Source organism: Brevibacillus sp. SIMBA_040, assembly GCF_046535075.1.
Classification (GTDB): Bacteria; Bacillota; Bacilli; order Brevibacillales; family Brevibacillaceae; genus Brevibacillus.
The window spans coordinates 66,526-86,458 of record NZ_JAWRXI010000013.1 but is presented as its reverse complement, the minus strand read 5'-3'; the positions used below and the strand labels follow the sequence as shown (position 1 = coordinate 86,458).

The 19,933-nt window shown below is 45.4% G+C and carries 19 protein-coding genes; 3 read left to right on the top strand and 16 right to left on the bottom strand.

The features are described from left to right. Positions 1 to 99 precede the first annotated feature (99 nt). Both SB752_RS21555 and SB752_RS21550 read right to left on the bottom strand, forming a co-directional pair. Positions 100 to 2,301 (bottom strand): DNA topoisomerase III, encoded by a 2,202-nt coding sequence (locus SB752_RS21555; RefSeq protein WP_410717597.1) that lies wholly within the window; start codon positions 2,299 to 2,301, stop codon positions 100 to 102. A 57-nt stretch (positions 2,302 to 2,358) separates the two neighbouring features. Further along, on the bottom strand, positions 2,359 to 2,850 hold the full coding sequence (locus SB752_RS21550; RefSeq protein ID WP_410717596.1) for a MarR family transcriptional regulator: 492 nt from the start codon (positions 2,848 to 2,850) through the stop codon (positions 2,359 to 2,361). A gap of 151 nt (positions 2,851 to 3,001) precedes the next feature. Here SB752_RS21550 and SB752_RS21545 point away from each other — a divergent pair, with 151 nt between their 5' ends. Beyond that, complete coding sequence (locus SB752_RS21545; RefSeq protein WP_410717595.1) at positions 3,002 to 3,427, top strand: SgcJ/EcaC family oxidoreductase; 426 nt, start codon at positions 3,002 to 3,004, stop codon at positions 3,425 to 3,427. Positions 3,428 to 3,499: 72 nt separating this feature from the next. Here the strand turns inward: SB752_RS21545 and SB752_RS21540 are convergent, their stop codons facing one another. The 8 genes from SB752_RS21540 to SB752_RS21505 form a co-directional block, all read right to left on the bottom strand. Next, the gene (locus SB752_RS21540) at positions 3,500 to 4,687 is read right to left on the bottom strand and encodes an ABC transporter permease (RefSeq protein ID WP_410717594.1); all 1,188 of its coding nucleotides are present in this window, start codon (positions 4,685 to 4,687) and stop codon (positions 3,500 to 3,502) included. Further along, positions 4,684 to 5,403 (bottom strand): ABC transporter ATP-binding protein, encoded by a 720-nt coding sequence (locus tag SB752_RS21535; RefSeq protein WP_410717593.1) that lies wholly within the window; start codon positions 5,401 to 5,403, stop codon positions 4,684 to 4,686. Before SB752_RS21535 ends, SB752_RS21540 begins: the two co-directional genes overlap by 4 nt. Positions 5,404 to 5,428: 25 nt before the next feature. Next, complete coding sequence (locus SB752_RS21530) at positions 5,429 to 6,688, bottom strand: efflux RND transporter periplasmic adaptor subunit (protein WP_410717592.1); 1,260 nt, start codon at positions 6,686 to 6,688, stop codon at positions 5,429 to 5,431. Between the two features lie 40 nt (positions 6,689 to 6,728). Then, on the bottom strand, positions 6,729 to 7,589 hold the full coding sequence (locus SB752_RS21525) for a M15 family metallopeptidase (protein WP_410717591.1): 861 nt from the start codon (positions 7,587 to 7,589) through the stop codon (positions 6,729 to 6,731). 120 nt (positions 7,590 to 7,709) lie between these two features. Then, entirely contained in the window at positions 7,710 to 8,807 is a 1,098-nt protein-coding gene (locus tag SB752_RS21520) for a sensor histidine kinase (RefSeq protein WP_410717590.1), read from the bottom strand. Further along, complete coding sequence (locus SB752_RS21515) at positions 8,800 to 9,498, bottom strand: response regulator transcription factor (RefSeq protein WP_410717589.1); 699 nt, start codon at positions 9,496 to 9,498, stop codon at positions 8,800 to 8,802. Before SB752_RS21515 ends, SB752_RS21520 begins: the two co-directional genes overlap by 8 nt. Positions 9,499 to 9,661: 163 nt before the next feature. Continuing rightward, the gene (locus SB752_RS21510) at positions 9,662 to 10,852 is read right to left on the bottom strand and encodes a hypothetical protein (protein ID WP_410717588.1); all 1,191 of its coding nucleotides are present in this window, start codon (positions 10,850 to 10,852) and stop codon (positions 9,662 to 9,664) included. Positions 10,853 to 10,983: 131 nt separating this feature from the next. Then, positions 10,984 to 12,162 (bottom strand): M20 family metallopeptidase, encoded by a 1,179-nt coding sequence (locus tag SB752_RS21505; RefSeq protein WP_410717587.1) that lies wholly within the window; start codon positions 12,160 to 12,162, stop codon positions 10,984 to 10,986. A 238-nt stretch (positions 12,163 to 12,400) separates the two neighbouring features. Here SB752_RS21505 and SB752_RS21500 point away from each other — a divergent pair, with 238 nt between their 5' ends. After that, positions 12,401 to 14,506 (top strand): helix-turn-helix domain-containing protein, encoded by a 2,106-nt coding sequence (locus tag SB752_RS21500; protein ID WP_410717586.1) that lies wholly within the window; start codon positions 12,401 to 12,403, stop codon positions 14,504 to 14,506. 54 nt (positions 14,507 to 14,560) lie between these two features. On the opposite strand, the gene SB752_RS21495 is transcribed toward SB752_RS21500, so the two are convergent. The 5 genes from SB752_RS21495 to SB752_RS21475 all read right to left on the bottom strand — a co-directional run bounded on the left by SB752_RS21495 (position 14,561) and on the right by SB752_RS21475 (position 17,563). Continuing rightward, positions 14,561 to 14,848, bottom strand: a complete 288-nt coding sequence (locus SB752_RS21495) for a hypothetical protein (protein ID WP_410717585.1) — start codon at positions 14,846 to 14,848, stop codon at positions 14,561 to 14,563. Next, positions 14,812 to 15,153, bottom strand: coding sequence for a hypothetical protein (locus SB752_RS21490; RefSeq protein ID WP_410717584.1), 342 nt, complete (start codon positions 15,151 to 15,153; stop codon positions 14,812 to 14,814). The genes SB752_RS21495 and SB752_RS21490 overlap by 37 nt, the downstream gene beginning before the upstream one ends. 133 nt (positions 15,154 to 15,286) lie before the next feature. Further along, complete coding sequence (locus SB752_RS21485) at positions 15,287 to 15,598, bottom strand: immunity 51 family protein (RefSeq protein WP_410717583.1); 312 nt, start codon at positions 15,596 to 15,598, stop codon at positions 15,287 to 15,289. 64 nt (positions 15,599 to 15,662) lie between these two features. Further along, on the bottom strand, positions 15,663 to 17,186 hold the full coding sequence (locus SB752_RS21480; RefSeq protein WP_410717582.1) for a M56 family metallopeptidase: 1,524 nt from the start codon (positions 17,184 to 17,186) through the stop codon (positions 15,663 to 15,665). Next, positions 17,183 to 17,563: a BlaI/MecI/CopY family transcriptional regulator gene (locus SB752_RS21475; protein WP_410717581.1), complete on the bottom strand. Its 381-nt coding sequence runs from the start codon at positions 17,561 to 17,563 to the stop codon at positions 17,183 to 17,185. The genes SB752_RS21480 and SB752_RS21475 overlap by 4 nt, the downstream gene beginning before the upstream one ends. Before the next feature lie 431 nt (positions 17,564 to 17,994). On the opposite strand from SB752_RS21475, the gene SB752_RS21470 reads away from it, so the two are divergent. Further along, positions 17,995 to 19,014, top strand: coding sequence for a hypothetical protein (locus SB752_RS21470; RefSeq protein WP_410717580.1), 1,020 nt, complete (start codon positions 17,995 to 17,997; stop codon positions 19,012 to 19,014). Between the two features lie 149 nt (positions 19,015 to 19,163). Here SB752_RS21470 and SB752_RS21465 read toward each other — a convergent pair whose 3' ends face one another. Then, positions 19,164 to 19,922: an SMI1/KNR4 family protein gene (locus SB752_RS21465; protein ID WP_410717579.1), complete on the bottom strand. Its 759-nt coding sequence runs from the start codon at positions 19,920 to 19,922 to the stop codon at positions 19,164 to 19,166. Between the last annotated feature and the right edge of the window lie 11 nt (positions 19,923 to 19,933).

The following is a 19,933-nucleotide window of genomic DNA, read 5'->3' as shown; positions in this document are numbered from 1 at the left end:
CAGAACATTACATTTGTCACTCGATTGCATTACCCAAAGCTAAAAACCCCCAAAGCCAGTTTCTATGCCTTGGGGGTTTTGTCATCTCGCTAATTAATGCTATTCATCAAATTTGAACTTCGCCAGCGCATCCTTCAGCGCCGAGTTCAAGCCATCGTTGTCATCCTGATCCTGTCCCTTTAAGTACTTGGCGACTTCTTTCTTGGATACCTTGCTGCCCTTTTCCTTATCCCGACGTTGCTGGAAGGTGCTCAGCTTCTCCCGATGCCCGCATACGCAGACAAAGGTTTGCCCTTCTCCCTCGCCGCGCAGCTCCAGCCTTTTGTGGCACTGCGGACATCTGGCATTGGTCTGCTTGGCGACACCTTTGCGGTAGCCACATTCCCGATCCTGGCATACCAGCATCTTGCCACGCTTCCCGTTTACCTCCAGCAAAAACTTGTTGCACTCCGGGCATCTGCTTCTGGTCAAATTGTCGTGCCGGAATGATTTGTCGCTGTTCTTGATCTCATTGACTACTGCCTTGGCGTAGGCTTTCATTTCTCCGATGAAGGTCTGTTTATTCAAGCTTCCTTTCGCAATAGCGCCCAGCTTTTGTTCCCACTGCGCGGTCAACGTTGGCGACTGCATTTCGTCAGGAACCAGCTCCAATAGCTGCTTTCCTTTTGCTGTGACAAAAATATGCTTGCCCCGCTTTTCGAAAAGGAAGCTGTTGAACAGCTTTTCGATGACATCCGCACGGGTCGCAACTGTACCCAGCCCGCCCGTTTCGCCAATGGTTTTGATCAGCTCTTTGCTTTCACCCGCCATGTATTTCACGGGATTTTCCATCGCCGACAGAAGACCTGCCTCTGTAAAAGGCTCCGGCGGCTTCGTCTCACCCTTTGTCTGTGAAACTCCGGTGATGGACAGACGATCGCCTTTTGTAATGACAGGTAGTAGCTGCTCGGCTACCTCATCCCTGGTGTCCTCGTCCTCCACATCGTGATCGTACGCTTCCTTCCAGCCTTGTGCGAGGACGGTTTTGCCTCTTGCGATAAACAGCTCACTTTCCAGCTTCACCTGAATGGTCGTCTGCTCAAACTCAAAAGGTGGCAACAAAACAGCCAGGAAACGCTTCACAACAAGGTCATAAATCTTTCGTTCCCGATCGTTCAAATCACCTAGAAAAACGGATTGCTCCGTCGGTATGATCGCATGGTGATCGGATACCTTGCTATCGTCCACGAACGATTTGTTCACTTTAATTGGCGCTCGCAGCAGCTTGGCAGCGATGGGCGCGTATGGCTTCATCTGCACAGCCTTGATTCGCTCTGGCAACGTCTCCACGATATCAGCTGAGAGATAGCGAGAATCTGTTCGCGGGTATGTCACTACCTTGTGATGCTCATACAGACCTTGCATAATCGATAGCGTCTCTTTTGCCGAATAGCCAAATATTTTGTTGGCGTCTCTTTGCAGCTCGGTCAAATCGTACAGCTGTGGGGCAAAGGTTTTTTTATGAGCCTTATTCACCTCGATGACTTCGGCGGTTTTTACGTGCTGAAGTGACGTCAGTAGCTGGTCCGCCTTGTCCTTGGAAAACGTTCGGAAGTCCTTGGTTTGCTGATCCTGCCATTGGAGCTTGATCTGTCCCTGTGCCACTGCGGACAGCCCGTAAAACGGCTTGGGCGTAAAGCGGCGAATTTCTTCTTCTCTTTGCGCAACAATCGCCAATGTCGGTGTCTGTACGCGACCGCAGGATAATTGAGCATTATGCTTAACTGTGAGCGCACGTGTCGCATTGATGCCAACCAGCCAATCTGCCTCAGCACGGGCCGCAGCGGATGCATACAGGTTCTCATACGCTTTGCCATCCTTCAGATTGCGAAAGCCTTCCTTGATGGCTTTATCTGTGACAGACGAAATCCACAGACGCTTGATCGGCTTATTTATGTGTACCAGCTCAATGATCCAGCGCGCGACAAGCTCTCCCTCACGTCCTGCATCGGTCGCAATGACAAGCTCTTTTACATCATTTCTTCTCATTTGCTGTTTCACCGTATGAAACTGCTTGTTGCTTTCCTTGATGACCACCAGCTTCAATGGAGACGGCATGATGGGCAAATCCTCGATTTTCCACGTACTGAACTGCTGTCCATAGACTTCTGGATCGGCTAGCGTGACGAGATGCCCCAAAGCCCACGTCACAATATATTTATCTCCTTCAAAAAAACCGTTTCCTTTTTTGTGACACTGCAATACCTTCGCGATATCTCGCCCGACGGAAGGCTTTTCCGCCAGCACAAGTGTTTTACTCATTTATGACACCCTTTCCAAACCATTCTAAACAAAAAATGACTTAAGGAGACCGTATCTCTACGATTCACTTTGTTTCATTTTGTTCATTTCGGCTAACGCCATTTCATTGCACTGCTTTATAAATCCAAGAATCAGAAGCGTCTCTTGCTCATCGTATCGTGACATGATCTGAATCGTGGATTGCATGACAGATTCGAACAAGGGGGCTATCTGCGCCGCATTTTCTGGTGAAGCTTTGACAACTACACGTCTGCGGTCATTAGGATCCTTATCCCTGACCACATAGCCTGCCTTTTCCAGGCGATCGATTACACTCGTAACGGCTCCTGTTGTCAGTCCTGTTAATTGCGCCAGTTGGCCTGCTGTTACCGGACCCGTACGATTGAGGAAATCGAGGCATTTATGGTCAGTGGCATTGAGGCCCAATTTTTCTGAAATAAGCTGATGCAGCATCACGGCACGCGCACTGTTTTGACGTAATTCTTCAAGCAACGCCTGCTGGGAAGACGTGAGGTCGGAAAAAGCAGATGGAAAATCGTCTATTGACATAAGGGAACCTCCAGCTTATGATCTAAATACCTTAATGAATTAAGATATAAAACAAATAAAGATACTTCGTTGATTAAGATTTAACTCCAGCAACAGTATAACACATCTCAAAGTCTACCCCCACCATTTGAAAAAGAAGGGATTGAATCTCATGACAAATCAAACAGATCTGATGGCCATCCATGCTCTATTCACAAAACTGGTCGACGCTTGGAATAATGGCGATGGAACAGCTTATGGCGACTGCTTTACGGAGGACGCTGATTACGTGACTTTTATGGGACAGCATTTAAAGGGACGAAAACAAATCGCTGAAGTCCATCAATGGTTATTCAATGGTCCACTTAAAGGCTCCACTTTGGTTTATAATGCTTCTTCCGAGCTAAAGCCCCGTTTCCTCGCAGCGGAAGTAGCCATCGTTCATGCGATTGGAGAAGCCCGCTTAGATGATCCAGCTAACGATCCTGACGACAGAGGATCGATTAATACAAATGTGCTTGTAAAGCAAAATGATGAATGGAAACTGACTGCTTTCCATAATTGCCGGATTCAACAAATCCCGGGAGGAAACCGCTAGTCTCTTGCCCGCTTACGAAACCGCACAAAAAACCTTACGCCTAAGATCGACGTAAGATTTTCAGTAAGCATCTTATTCATACCGCAGTGCTTCAATCGGATTCAGTCTGGCTGCCTTGCTCGCCGGATATAGTCCAAAGAAAATACCAATCGCACTGGAAAAGCCAAACGCAATGAGGATGCTGTCCCACGAAACCAGCGGCGGTACATCGACGTATTGCGACGCGAAGGACGCGGTGCCGATCCCACAGAGTATTCCGAGCGTGCCACCGATCAGACAGACGATGACGGATTCGATCAAAAACTGCAGCAAAATGTCTCTGTGACGTGCGCCTAAAGCCTTGCGAATGCCGATTTCTCTGGTCCGCTCCGTAACGGATACAAGCATGATATTCATGACCCCGATTCCGCCAACAAGCAGTGCAATCCCGGCAGCGACGCTGAAGGTCGTCGTAAGCGTCCCGGAAAAGCTATCAAGACCCATTAATGAATCCTCAATACTTTCAATTTGGTAATAATTTTCGTGCTCATGCTTGCGGTCTAAATATTGGATCGTCTGGTCCTTTGCTGCCTGGATTGTCGCTTTGGATGACGCTTTCACCGACATGGTTGAAATGTACTTTGTTCCGTTCACATTTTGCATATACGTAATCGGCATGTACGCAGTCATTGCTCCCCCTTGATCAAACGAGAGCTTATCTTCCTTGACTACTCCGATGACGATTGCCGCAGCCATCTTAAACGTAACTCTTTTGCCTATCGGATCTTCATTCCCAAACAGACCCTGCGCCAATTCCTGATCCAAAACGATAACACGCTTGGCCTCTTTGACTTCCTGCCTGGTAAAAAATCTGCCTTTGACAAGGGTTAGATTCGGTTTAATTTTAAGCAAGTCTCCATTGGTGCCTTGCACTCTCGCATTTTGTTCCTTTTTCGACCCGTGAATCGTTCCGTAATTGGGGAAAAACGGCACAGCTGCATCGATATAAGGTGAAAGCTGCGGGAGTGCATCCGCATCCTCGACGGTTAAATCAGTAGCTTTGCTCCCTAGTCTGGCGTCCCAGTTGTAATATACACTAAAAGTCGTCGCTCCCATTTTGTCCAGTTGATCGGTATAGGCCTGTTGACTGCCATTGCCGAGTGTCATGACAGCGATGACAGACGTTATTCCGATGATGATTCCAGACATCGTCAGGCTGGCACGAAGCTTGTTGGCGCCAATGCCGTCGAGGGCAGAGCGTAGGCTCTCCAGTAGATTCATGTCAGAATCACCTCTTCGGATGCTGTCGCAAACAAACGGCATTCTACTTGCTCGTCTTTGATAATGCAACCGTCTTTAAACGTGATGACCCGCTCAGCATGCTGGGCAATATCTGCTTCATGCGTGACCAGCAGGATCGTTACCCCTTGTGCATGCAATTCCTGAAAGATCGTCATAACCTCCATACTTGAGCGACTATCCAGATTACCCGTCGGCTCATCCGCCAGCACAATAGCAGGCTGGTTTACCAATGCTCTGGCAATAGCGACCCGTTGTCTTTGACCACCAGAAAGCTGTGACGGTTTATGCCCCATACGCTGGCCGAGGCCAACCCGTTGCAATGCGGCAATCGCTCTTTTTTTCCTTTCTGCCATCCCTACCCCAGCGTACAGCATCGGGATCTCGACATTTCGCAGGGAAGTAGCGCGTGGCAGCAGGTTAAAGGATTGGAACACAAATCCGATTTTTTGATTGCGTACGCCAGCGAGCTCCTTGTCTTTTAACCGGGTGACCTCGATTCCGTCCAAAACATAAGAGCCAGAGGTTGGCCGATCCAGACAGCCTAGCATGTTCATGAACGTTGATTTCCCTGACCCAGACGGGCCTACGATTGCTACGAATTCGCCTTTGGAAACGTGGACATTGATATTTTTCAGAGCAAACAATTCTACTTCATCCGTCTTGTACTGCTTGGTTAATCCCTCAATGTGCAGCATAGGTATCCTCCCCTCCTCCATGATCTCAAGCGGACGGACCCAGGAAGACAGGTTCATTTTCCTGCAACGACTCCGGCGGATTGGCAATTAGCTCTTCCGTTCCATCCAAGCCGCTTTTGATTTGGACAGAAAGCTCATTTTCGATGCCCGTCGTCACGGTTTTTTTCTTTGCCCTGCCATTTTCCGCGATCCAGACGAATGTCGAGCCATCCTGATCCGTAATGACACACTCGCTCGGTACTTGCACAGCATTGGCTTCTTTTTGCAAAACGATGTCTACGTCAACATGAAAGCCTGGCTTCAAAGATTCATTGGTTGTGTCCAGACCGACGATGACCGTAACCCGCGTCTTTTCGCCCTCTGACCCTTGGGTCGTTACTGCTATCGGAGAGATCCGCGACACCTTGCCGCTCAGCTGTTCGCCACCCAATGAAATACCTGTAACGACAGCTTCCTGACCGACTTTTATTTTTCGCAGATCGGATTCGCCTACCTCAGCCTCGACAATCAAGCTGTCGGTATCACCAATCGTGAGAATTTCCTCGCCTTTACTCAGCACTTTTCCTCTTTTCACTTTGGTGGAGAGCACCGTCCCGTCGATAGGAGAAACGATACTGCTCTGGACCCGCTGTTTTTCGTATTTGGCTTTTTCCAGATTCAGCTTCTGTATTTGAGCTTCATACGATTGGATTTCGGTCTTGTCTGGTCCTTTTTGCTTCAACAAGAGGTTTTGCTTGGTGACCTTTACCTTTGATTCTGCTGTCAGCAGCTTTTGCTTCGCTTGCTCTACATCCAGCTGCGTAGACACTCCCGAAGAAAACAGCGATTGTGTACGCTCAAAATGCTGTAGGGCAGTCTGATGATCGCGCTCATCCTGTGCCAGTTCCTCCTGAAGCTTGGTGATTTCCTCCGGCTCCACACTTTTGGACAATCGGGCAATATTCGCTTGCTGAATTGCGATTTGCGCTTCGATATCCATAATTTGATTGCTTACGTCCGATGTATCAATGTTGCCGATGACCTGTCCCTTGCTGACTTTGTCACCGTCTTGGATGGAATAATTGCGTAGATCACCAGAGCTATTCGCAAACAAGGTGTGCTCATTGCTTACTTTGACAATCCCGGATGTGAGAATCGTGGTTTCCATATCTGCCGTTACTGGCGCTGTCAGCATGACCGGAACCCCTTGGCGAAGTGCATCGCCTGATTGAAACACATAGCCTCCACCAAGACCGATTGCCAGCACCCCTACACCGAGCACGATCCACCAGTGCTTTTTCATCATAAATTCCTCCCTGCCCGATTCAAAAAGGCAACGTTTTTCATCACGGATAAACGGTCACAATGACCCCTTCCCGATTGTCCCCGGAAATCATATATTTGCGATTTGCCGGTACCTGAATCATGGTGTCCTGCGCAACCGGGTAATAGAAAATGCGATAGCTCTCACCCAGAGCAGTCACTGTCGTCTCCTTCACCTCTTTCAAGTAATCGAGGTACTCCTCCAGCGTAAAATGCTTCTCCTGTATGATCGCGCTGTGCGGCAAGCCGAGATAGCGATAGTGCCAAGGCTCGTACTGAATACCCGTAATCGCCACCTTATCTTCGGGATAGCGCAAAATAAATCCATATTTCCAAGCGTTTTTCTTCAGCCACTTTCCTTCTGGCGCCTGATCCATCTTCATTTGTGTGGATCCGATGTCCAGAGACAGACCAAGATTGTGCTCGCTATAGCCTTCTGGCAAAGCATAGTCAGACCCCATTTTTTCATAGAGCATTCTTTGCTCTTCAAAACCTCGATAGCCGCTATTTATCATAAAATGGTTCACATGATCCGCACTTGCTGCCTGGACCATCTCCAAAAAGGACTCCGCTACTTTCTCTGACAATTCAATGCTACCGTCAATCAGCGCATAACCATCGATCAAGTAATCATGCCTGGACAAATTGACTACATCGGATGCTACCCCCTCTTGATGAACAGGATAGTCTTTGTTGACCAATAATAAATTTCCTTGGTATATCTGGTCATTTTCAACGCTGATTGTTTTATAGTTCTGAGCTGATCTTGCTTGCTCTTGATTGCTTCCCTCTTGCTGCTTTTGTCCTCCCCATGCAATTGGCTCCACAATCTTATAGCCGACCACCAAAAGCACGATGAAAAACAAACAACCCCACTTTTTCATTGTCGTTTCCTCCCTAGCTCGTCACTTAAACAGGGTAGGAAAAACTTTTAAAAGAAAAAGTGGGGTAAACATAAAGTTTTTCTAAAATCAGTTATTGTTCTGGCTGCTGTATCTCGTCTGTTACATAGATTCTACTGGCAATCGCACTTCAAAAAGCGTTCGGATTACATCACTTTGGGCAGAAACAGTTCCTTGATGCTGCTCCACGATATTTTTGGCGATGAATAACCCAAGTCCGGTGCTTCCTCCCTGATGAGTGCGCGCCTGGTCGCCCGTATAAAACATTTCAAACAGATGTGGTAGCTCTTCTTCCGGGATCTTGTTGCCGTAATTGACAACCTGCACAACAACCTCGTCGCCTTCCCGAAAGCCGTTGATATCGACAAACCTGCCATCCTGCCCGTATCGAATCGCATTGGTCAGAAAATTCTCGAATACACGTGCCAGCAGCTCTCCATCTCCACGAATAAACAATTGGGAGGTCACATGAAGTCTTGTTTCCAGATGGTTTTTTTCAAAGGCAGGGTAGAGCTCGTCGTTTAACTGAACAAGCAACTCACCAAGATCAATGATTTCCCGTTCAATTGTGATCATGCCGTAGTTCATTCGGGTGATTTCGAACAGTTCATCGATCAGCTTTTCCAGACGCTGAGACTTGGTATAAGCAATCGTCGCATAATGCCTGGTTTGGTCCGCGCTCATCTGCTTGTCACGCAAGATGAGGTCCAAATACCCGATCACGGAGGTCAGTGGTGTACGCAAATCATGCGCCAAATTCAAAATAAGCTGGTCCTTGCTGCTCTCTGCAAAATCTCCTCTTTGGACTGCTTGCTGCAATTTCTGGCTTGCCAGATTCACGTCTTTGGCGATATCTCCAAACTCGTCATCGGCGGATATTTCTACGCTTTTGGTGAAATCCCCATTTGCCAGATGATGAATTCCTGTTGATATCTCTTGAAAGTACGCTGCATACCGTTTGGTGAAAAGAAAGAAAAACAAAATGGCCAGTGGGATGAAAAAGATCAAAAAGAAGTTGATATCCCCAACTTCTCGGATGAAATAGCGGAAGGGTCTCAACGGGTTTTCAAACCTCACTTGTGATCGGTAGTAAAGCTGAAGAACTTTATAGAGCGAGTAAGTGATGATGCCCGAAAAGAGCATGCTAAGCCCGAGGAGTGCGATCATTTTAAAGCGAAAGCTTCGTATGATTTTAGCCATTAAACGAATACCCCACGCCCCAGACTGTTTTTATGACTTTGTTTTTGGCCTTTTCCTCGCCAAGCTTTTTGCGCAAGGTTCGAATATGCACCATGACCGTATTGCAGCCCTCATAGTACGCCTCGCCCCACACATGCTCAAATATGTTTTCGGCACTGAACACCTTCTTCGGATAGCTCGCCAGCAGATACAAAATATCAAATTCCTTTGGCGTCAGCTCGATCGTTTCGCCGTACATGGTGACGATGCGCTGATCAGGATAAATCGCGAGTCCACCTGCCTCCAACACCTTATTTTCGACCGCTGCTGCCGGTTGATTGAGCTGCTTGAAGCGGCGCATCTGTGCATTCACGCGTGCCATCAATTCCAATGGATTGAACGGCTTCGTCATATAGTCGTCGGCTCCCATGACCAGTCCCGAGATTTTATCCAGGTCGGATGCTTTCGCGCTTAAAAAGATGATCGGCATGTTGTGCTGGGCGCGGATGAGTTGGGTCGCTTCATATCCATTCAGATTTGGCATCATGATGTCTAGTATCGCGAGGTCAATCGAATGGGCTTGAACCGCTTGCACTGCTTCTTTTCCATCTGATGCGATGATCGTGTTGTAGCCTTCTTTTTGTACATGCAAGGCAATCAGTTCGGCAATCTCCGCCTCATCGTCTGCGATTAGAATGGTGATGGGTTTCATTGCGTGCTTGAGCCTCCCTGTAGGTGGTTTTGGTTTTTTTAATAGTCTCTAAAACAATAATCTTTCCCTCTCAATTGTGTAAAGTCATTTGTCTAGTAGAATACAAAAAAGACGTGACCGGAGCAAATAATCAAGCTCCGATACACGTCTTTTTGCTTTCTGCCTACAAAAACCCAACAAATATCCCCGCCAAAATAACAGAAACAATCGTAACAGTAATGAACCCACCAACAAGCATCGGCGGCAGCATATGGCTCGTCAGCATTTCTCTTTCTTTTTCATCATCAGTCAATGACTTGATCACTTCATCGGTAATGATATAGTCAGCCGGGAATCCGTACAAAGCTGTCAATGATACGGCAAACGCCATTTCCTTGCTCGTTTTTAACAGTTTTCCAGCGACCAAGGAGAACAGATACATCCCGATGACACCTAAAACGATACAACCGACAAGTGGATAAATGATCTCAAGCATCATAGCCGGTGTCGCCTGCTTCAACCCGTCGAAAATGAAGAGCATCAGCGCCATGAGAGCAAAACCGAAACCATTCGCTCTTTGCAAAACCTGCTTTTCCAAAAACCCGATGCTCTTGGCAATAACCCCGAACAACAAGCAGAGAACGAACGGGCTGACGGACACGAGTGGCGCCAGTAGCGTAGAAACCAAGTAGGCCAGATAAGCTACCAATGCCAGTCTGAAAAATTTAAAGAAATCGGTGTTGTACTTCGCTGGCATGTTTTTAAACAAGGTAGGACCAGACTCTGCATTCTCAGCAGTAGCAGCGATTTCCGTGCTCGCTGACGTCAGCTTTTGGCTGCGATATTGTTCAAGAAGTCTCTTGCCTTCTTTTTTCAGCATGATCGACGTGATCGGATATCCTGCAAATCCTTGCATGACATAAATGACGATAGCAAATACAGAAAGCGAGACAAGCCCTGCTTCTTTGGCACCCTCAGACATGATGAGCGCAGATACTACTCCTCCTACCAAAGGCGGGATGGCAACCACGATTGTTTCATAACCGAATAGAAACGTACCGATACCAAATAAAATAGCGATAATTCCCAAAATACCTGACAAAGCAATGATAATGGTCTTCCACTGTCTTTTTAGTTCCTGAGTAGATAAGAGCGTACCCATATTCGTAATTAACAAGTACATCATCATCGTCGCAACGACTGGCGGTACACCTGACACTGCTACAATATCTTTCGGAAAGAACGTCCAATAACCGAAGAGAAACAGGACTGCACAGACAAAGATAGAAGGTACCCAGGCTTTTGTCCGAACAGCAACCCAATCCCCGATAAATAAAATACCAACAAGAATGACTAAAGCAAGCATTTGAGACATACGTATCACATTCTTTCTTCACTAGGCTGTTTTTCGTTGCAGTAATACTAAAAATGTAGGTACCCGCTCCCCGGTCATTGAAACGCCTCGCCAGGGAACAAGCACCTTTATACGTGATAGGAAACGGTCGTTTATTTGTTTTCCGCCAAATACGTCAATGTAGCCAGCCCTAATATTTTAGCAGCAATTAGCATACCCTTTTCATCAATATTGAACTTCGGGTGATGATGAGGATAGACGGCATTCAATTCCGGGTTCTGCGCACCTGTAAAGAAGAATGCCCCCTTCACGTGCTGCAAATAGTACGCAAAGTCTTCCCCGCCCATTTGTGGCTCGCACTCGTTGACAGCTGTTACTCCTGGTACGGTTTCAGCGAGCTTGGCCACAAATTCCATCTCTTCTTTCGGATTGACGGTTGCCGGGTAGCCTTTAATATATTCAAACTCGTACTCTACATCGCCAGCCAAACACGTTCCTTTAATAATTCTCTCGATTTCCTGCTCGACCTCAGCGCGAGTGCTCTCCTTGAAGGTTCTCACCGTACCCGAAAGCTTGGCAGTATCGGCGATGACGTTTGGCGCGTTTTTCGCTTCGAATGAACCGATGGAGAGAACGGCGGAATCGAGCGGATCGACTCTGCGGGACACAATCTGCTGCAAATTGCCGACGAGCTGTGCTCCGATCACGACACTGTCCTTTGTCTTGTGCGGCTGTGCACCGTGTCCTCCACGTCCTTGAATTTTCACATGGAAAAAGTCTGCGGCTGCCATGACCGGACCAGGACGGTACTCAATCGTTCCAACAGGGCCCGTGGACCAAATATGCTGTCCAAAAATCACGTCGACACCTTCTAAGCATCCGTCTTCAATCATTGCAATGGCCCCACCTGGCAGCATTTCCTCTGCGTGCTGGTGGATGAATACCACGTTGCCTTCGATTTCATCCTTCATACTGTTCAGCACTTTAGCCAAAATCAGTAGTGTCGCTGTGTGACTGTCATGTCCACAAGCATGCATCACACCGTCTACTACGGACTTGAACGGGACATCTGTCTCCTCCTGGATGGGGAGAGCATCAAAGTCAGCTCGCAGTGCAACTGTCTGTCCCGGCTTTCCACCGCGTAGTGTAGCGACAACACCGCCTCCACCTACACCAGTGCGAACCTCATGCCCTAATTTCTCATGATATTCAGCAATGAACGCAGGCGTTTTTACTTCCTGAAAAGAAAGCTCTGGATGCTGATGCAAATGCCGACGCACTTCCACCATTTCACCGTAAGCCTGATCCAATAATTCATACAGCTTTTCCATACAACGTCCTCCCCCTTTTAAAAACAAATAATATTCAAACAATTCTGTTTAAAAAAAGTACAGCTTTCTGATTCCTTCAACTAGCTGCAGCTTTTACCAATTCTTCAATACTTCAACGTGACTAAGCGTGCTCTTCTATGCGGAATATCATAAACTATCTGACAATAACATCTCAATGTTCGATCGCACAATAATTCCCCTTGTTTATTGTATACTAGTCTTATCTGGGGGTGTTTTCATGCTGCAAAATCAACAGCTTTACTTCTATCTCAATAAAAAAATGAAAGAAATTCCTTTTCAACTCTTTTATTCTGAAAATGGAAACCAAAAATTTCAACTACTTCATACAAATGACAAAATAAAACCAACGGATGAACCACTCCCTTTTAAGTCAGGTGACGATAACATCCAGATTTATTCGGATTTAGAAAAAATGCGTGTATCCTTCTTTTATGCCGAGGATGCTTGCGCTCTGCTTCAGCTATTCAGTCCTACTATGGCTCTATCCGACGACGAGCTTGAGACCATGTATGTCATGTTTTCCTATTTAGGGATGGAAAACAAAATGAAAGCGAAAGACGCTGAGCTCGCAAGCATGATCGAAAGCATCCGTTCCATCACCTCGTCGCTCGAGCCTCAGGACGTTTTGAATAAAATTATTACCCAAGCCCTCAGTGTCATCCATGCTGCTGATGCCGGATACTTGCAGCTGTATGATGAAGTAACAGAAGAATTGACGTCTCGGGCAGCTGTCGGATTTAATTCCAAGCTCGACCAAACCAGAGTCAAAAGTGGGGAATCGATCACCGGAAAAGTGTTTCGAGACAGTACCCCGGTAATTTATTATTCGCGTGACGAAATATATGCAGCGATGGCTGACCTCTCCGCGGAAAATTTCCGCCATATTCAGGCTGCCAGTGACAGCTCCAAATTAAGGTCTCTCATCTCTGTTCCCCTTTTACTGGAGAACAAAGCGATCGGTGTCATGACCGTACAACAATATGACGCAGAAGGTAAGTTAAGTGAGGATGACTTGCATTTGTTAGAGGGCTTTGCCGCTCAAGCCGCGATTGCGATCCACAATGCCAAGCTTTATCAAGAAGCAAATGAACGACTGGAGGAAATCTCTGAATTAACGAAGCAATTGGAGGAAACGAACAGGCTTCTTTTACGAAGAGCAGAAATCCATGAAACCTTGACGCAATTTTCCCTGCAAAACAAGAGCATCGCGTTCATGATTCAGGAATTAAACCGCATGATCAACCGTGAGATTTTCTTTTTCGACAACCTGGATGCAGCCTTTTTTCCGAAAAAGGCATTGCGCTCGCTCGGTGTGAGTCATGATGAATTTTCCCGCATTCTTCATACGAAGAAAAAGCCCTTTTCTATCCATATTGTTGACCGAAATCAAAAGGAAGTCCATCACTACGTATACCCGATCATTTCGGATAGCGTTTCGCTCGGATGCTTCCTGATTCCACTCGTCACACCGATATCGTCTCATGATCAAATGACCATCGAGCAAGCGAGCAACGTCCTAGCACTGGAGATGACAAAGCGGAAAACCCAAGAGGAAGTCTACTACAAAAAAACGCAGGAGTTATTTACTGACCTGCTGCAATATAAAGACCCACGCCTGTTAGAGGAAGCAGGAGAATCTCTGGGTTTACAGACCGATTCCTTTTTTTCGGTTTTAGTAGTGGAGGTCGTCTCTTACACTGATTTACAAGCTCTGGAAGCCGTCATTCATCGTTTAATCTCCAGTATCAAACGGCGAATTCCGAAAAAAGGGACCCTGATCTTTGGGTTTCACAATAAGGTGACCATCCTCTTTTCAACGAATGCACCGCATGAAATAGACCAGGTTATATCTTCTCTGCATTCCCATCTGCTGGAATGGGGTGATCGGGAGGAAACGCCGCTCCATGCTGGTTTAAGCACCTCCTATGAAGGCTTTCATTCGATCGCCAAGTGCTATGATGAAGCAAGCAAATCTCTTTCTTTTATGATCAACCGCAAAAAGACAGGGATCATGACATATAAAAAAATTGGGGTCAACCGCTTATTTTTGACACAGCCCTTTGCTGAGATTGAGAGCTTTGCCAATGATATTTTGTCACCGCTACGCTCAGAAAAAGCCCAAAACAACGATTTGGAAAAAACGCTCTTCACGTATGTAAAATCAGATAAATCCGTTATCGAAACAGCGGAGAAGCTGCATATTCATAAAAACACGCTTTATCATCGGCTGAAAAAGATTGAGGAATTACTACAGCTGGAGCTTAATAATCCGGATGACTTTTTGCAGATTTTGTTGGCTTGTCATTTGCATGAATCCGTTTGATGAGAAGAAAGCAACTGGCTAAACAGCACGTTGCTTTCTTCCTTTTTTGGAGCCTCAATCCATCGTTTTCCCATCATTGGCTACCTTGATTTTATGCCGTATCGCATCAATAACAGCGTAAATAAGCTGCATACTCTCAGGTGTGGGCCAATCGCCACGATGATGACATCCCCGCTCCTCCATAAGCAGAAACGCCCGTAAATCCCATAATGAGCAGCCAGTTAAATCACCGTCGCTCTCGTTCGTTTGCTCGATCCGGTCAGACGCCTGAAAGCATTCCTCAAAAGAATCGAACTCATCAAATGTCATCGCAAACCAAGCAATGCTCTCCCACCCGGCCATCTCTCCCACCCGGCCATCTCTCCCGGCAAATCCGCCTCGGTTAGCTCCTCGCTTGCAATGTCGCAATATTCACCATGCACTTCCACCATATCAAGCTCTGGTACAGTCTGACTGCTCTCCATCCTGCTTTGCAAATACTCCGTCACGCGCCGGAAGATTTCCTGTCCCTCGGCTACGTTTAATGGGACCAGCTCCCGTGTCTCAAGCCGCGTCTTATCAAACTCCGCCTCGCCTACTGAAAAAGAGCTTACCGCGTATGCGTAAACAACCTCGTCTGCCAAATCACTCATTTTGAAAAGATACAAACCGTCCTTGCAAAATGATTGGGGATAACGGTTTTCCTGCCAAAATTCGTATAGTGGACGATGATTTTATCGCGATCCTCAGCTGCTTTGTACAAATAAACCGGTGTCTTCTTCATAATCAGCCTCTGTTTGATCAATCCAATTCCGCGCGGGAGAATAAATCTCTGATGAGAGCGTCGTCCTCACAAGCATCCTTAAATCCGATCACAAACTGCTTTAAAGCCTCCCTGTCTTTAGAGTAAGCGCAGAACATGCTCCCTTCTGGGTCAAAACGGACGACATCGACCAGCTCGGGCATTCGTTCCTCTAGAAAAACAGCTGCCAGTGAGCCCCAATCGTAACCGTTGCCTTCAAATCCCTCCTCCGCCCTTGTCTGAAAAACTTCATGCTTATACGTACCCACATTCAAAATGACGGACGTACTGCCACTATCATGCTCGATCAACAGAAACGGCTTCAGTTATTCTTCCAGGTTCATGGACAGTTCAGACTGACCTTCTAAAGGCTTCTTATTCATACGCTACACCTACTCTTTCTTTGTGAAATGTGAATGCTACCTGCCCTGACATAATCGCCTGCCCTGATGTGAAGTTGGCGAAATATTCCCCTGGCGTTAAAGGCTGCAGAGTAGAAATCGTCCATGTGGTCTGAGCAGGAATTTTCACGATACTTCCCGGAATCACCGTTCCAGACGGAGAGGCTTTGGTTTCTGTAAAAATGACATGGCGGCTACCTTCATTTTTAATCCATATCGTACAATATTCATCTCCCTCACTCTTTTTGATGAGATGGCTCTGCGAGGTATTAGCCAATACGGCATCTACCTTTTCAGGAAATGCATGGCTGTCGTTTTCTATTCGTTCAAAAATCAAGTCGCCTCGACGAATTGTAGTACCAACCTCGCCATCGAGAACCGTAGACTCATCCGGTACATAGTCTCCTGCTTTACTGGCAGACGCTTTTGGACTGGCATCCGTTTGGAAAATAGCGTGCTGGCTTCCACTATAAGCAAAAGCCATACTGATGCAGGCAACGGAAAGCAATGCACAGATCGTAAGGACACGGACTGATTTTTTTCTTTTCAATAGCTTTTTTCCCCAAATCATTTGAATTCTCCTCTCCATATATTTACTTGTATTGCTGAAAGCTGAATAAATCTCGCCTTTTTGCTGAGCCGCATTCCACAGGACGCTCAGTAATAGCTCGCCATATCGTTTTCGCTCCTCCTCGTTCATGTATTGGACAATCTTCTCATCGCAGGACAGCTCACAATAGCGGTCGATATCGCGTCTCGCCAAATAAGCCAGCGGATTAAACCAATGTAGGGCGTTCGTCACGATGAACAAGCATTTTAGTAGGGTGTCATGCCGCTTATAGTGGGTCAGCTCATGCAGAAAAATCTGGTGGTATTGCTCCTCGGAAAAATCCATAGTCGCAGGTAAGACAATTCGCGGCTTGCCTACCCCATAAAGAAATGGCGTACTGCTGTAGGGCGATAAATAGACGGGGATTTCTTTTTTCATGCCCAGCTTTTGTTGGCATACCGCCAGCTCGTTCATGATGATCGGGTCATCAGCCTGCTCGCATAACTGGGAAATTCGGCGGTGAAACGCATTGTTTTGAAACGTGATGACTGCAAGAAATATCACGGTTCCTGCTATAAGCATATAGGGAATCCATTCTATGAAGAGCATGCTAAAAAAGCTGGATTCATGAATGGGAGTAAATATTTCGACCTTCCAATCTGGTGGATATGTAATAGTATGTTGAGCAGCGGATAGGACAGTGTTTAGGGTTGGGCTATCTACGAAATGGCTTGTAGCAGCTTGCAGGAGGTCATGATCCCGATCCAAGTAGGTGTATAGCATGTAAAACGGAATGAGGTAAAAGGCATAGACCAGGACATTCAAATAATACAGCCACGTAGCTGTAAAATGATTCTGTTTGAACCGGATGCATAGCCTGAGAACCAGGTACAATAAAGCCGCGACGATGGACATAAGGAGTAATGGAATGTATATTTGGAGCATCATTTTTCGGCCTGTTCTCTCAGCTTGTTCATCAACGCTTCGATATCTTCCTTTGTTAAATCCTCACTGTCGCAAAGCGCGCTGATTAAACCTGATATCGATCCCCGATGGACCTCTTTTACAAACCGTTTTGTTTCTAGCTTCTGATAATCCGATTCTGAAATACGAGGCTGATAGAAATTGGCCTTTCCACTTCGAACCGCCTTTATCATCTCCTTTTCCATGAGTCGAGCTAAAAATGTGATGACTGTATTTTGCTTCCACGACTTGTCCTCTGGTAGTAAGGTAAGGAGCTCTGAAGTCGTAATCGGACGTCCCACAGCCCAGATGATGTCCATGATCTGTTTTTCCGCTTCGGACATTCTTTGCAATTTTGTCATACCATTCACCCTTTATCCACCTACGCAATGTAGTTTTATATAAATCTACGTTATGTAGGTGAATTAGTCAATGAATTAATTAAAGTAGTAGAATGGGGGGCTGTTTTAGTGTCCTATACTTTTTATACGCTTTTTTTAAAGATTGGGATCAGTCAGGCAGGTTGAACCAACGATTTCCCCAGAAAAAGGCAAATAGATTGATATCTCATTCAATTTAATGTTAAATATAATCATAATAGATTTACATTTTCTACTATTTATTCAAATATATCACTGAATAATTGTTGCTATTGGAGAACGTTCTTTATCTAGCGTCAGATGCTATCACAAGAGATTTTCAGATCAGAGCATACCTTATTAATTTTTTAAGTTAACTGAAGATCTTGATATACATTTAATGTGCGAAATTTTAGCTTAGGGGTACTTTGGTTATGAAAAAGAAAATGATTGTGTATGGTAGCCTTCTGTTTGTTATTCTACTATCTTTTATTACTATGAAAAATGCACTTGAAGTGAACAAAAAAAGTATATTAAGGGAATATCTACATATAACAGCTACAGCATATACGAATGGCGAAAATGATAACGACGGGATTTCCTTGGTATTGTACCGTTATTCGATTGAGGAAAATAAAATAGCTGAGTTATTTAAAATACCTATAGATGCTGGATATCCAGTGGCTTTTGCAGATATTCCAAACGATAAAGCGTATTTTAGCAATAGTATTAGCGGTGACGAGTCTGATAATTTGTACGAGTATAATTTAAAAACAACTGATACCAAACAATTAACCTCAGGTAAGTATCTTTTTAATGATATGTTTATAGTAGATGATAAATTGTTTGTAAATGTTGCACCGCAATACGCTACGGTAACACAACCCGCAATGTTTGATCGTAAGACTAACCAGTTTACTTATCTGAATCCAAATGATGATGATACCTGGTGTCAATCATTATCCTATAATTATTCTACGAATAAATTATTAAGTCTTACTACTTCCGATTCTGTAATGAGAAGCTATAATGTTGTGGCGGTTACACATATTAGACCCAAAACTTTGTATTTGATGGATTTAGATTTCGGAAATTATGAGCCGATATACCATACAGACCAATTTGAAGTCAGACTTACACGGCAACTTGATGCAAATAGAATTTTGATGACAACCGATCCTCATATGGGCTCGTCTGAACCTCGAACATTGAAAATGTTGAATCTAGACAAGAAAGAAATAACAGACTTTGATGTTCCTGGTATTAAAGAAGTAAAGTCTTTTTACCCAAGGGATAATGCAGAAGGCGTATTTATTTTAGGAAGAGATTACAATAATAAATACGGTTTTTTTTATTATGACATGGTGAAAAAGAATGTAACTAATGTTTTTCAAAATGATACGTTTCCAAAGGATCATCGTAGTATAGTAGATTTCGTTTATAGTATGGAGTGAGCTCAAGAAGGATACGAGGCAATTCTTGAGATGGTAATACGGGATCTAGGTAAGCTGTAACAGCAGGTACGAAGATCGCTGCGATAAACCGTTTCGAAGTTTTAATCGTTTTTACTTTTAACGTAACCTCATCTCCGACAAGCCTAGCTCTACAAAAATTCTTCTAAACCAATTTTACGCATTTCATAATGCGCACCGATACTTTTCAGCTGCTCCTCGATTTTCGCGGCGCCCAGTTCAATTCCCTTATACACGAGCAAAGGCGCCGCTTCGAGATACGATCTTGCTTGCGAATAATCGCAGGAGAACGTTTTTTTAATATACATTAGTGTTTTTAACTTATCGCTGCCTGCGCCTGTAATAAATACTTTGTAGTAATTGTATTCTTCGCCTGTCTCCCACTCCTGGAAACCACGCGGTATTAAGACACTACGAAGAAACTCAATCAGATTGTCATAAGCAATGGAAAAATCCCACGTGCCTGTTCCGTGCTCAGCAGTATAAATGACAGTATCTCCTCTAGCTAGATCGATACAATAAGGGTCGCCCTCATCCGAGGCAATAACCAGATAGTCATTCGGCCAATCTGTTATGACTTCATTTGTAACAGGATTAAAATTGTATCCCAATTGACCTTGCTGCAGGTCCTTGGCCCCGTAGATATCAAGATTGATATACTCATCCGTGCTCCAGCTAACCATTTCAGGAACGTAGTGCTTTAAAAAGTACACGTATTCCTGGGGCAGACTCCATTGTTCCGTAACGACTCGTATGGCCTGCTCCTCCGCTTCGGTAATCAGCTGCATTGGATATTTTGCGTAAAAATCAGGATCTTGTTCACGCATCGCCTCTAATACCTCTTGCATCTTTACTAGTACGACATCGATTTCTTTATAATCATTCTCCAAAGCTTTTCACC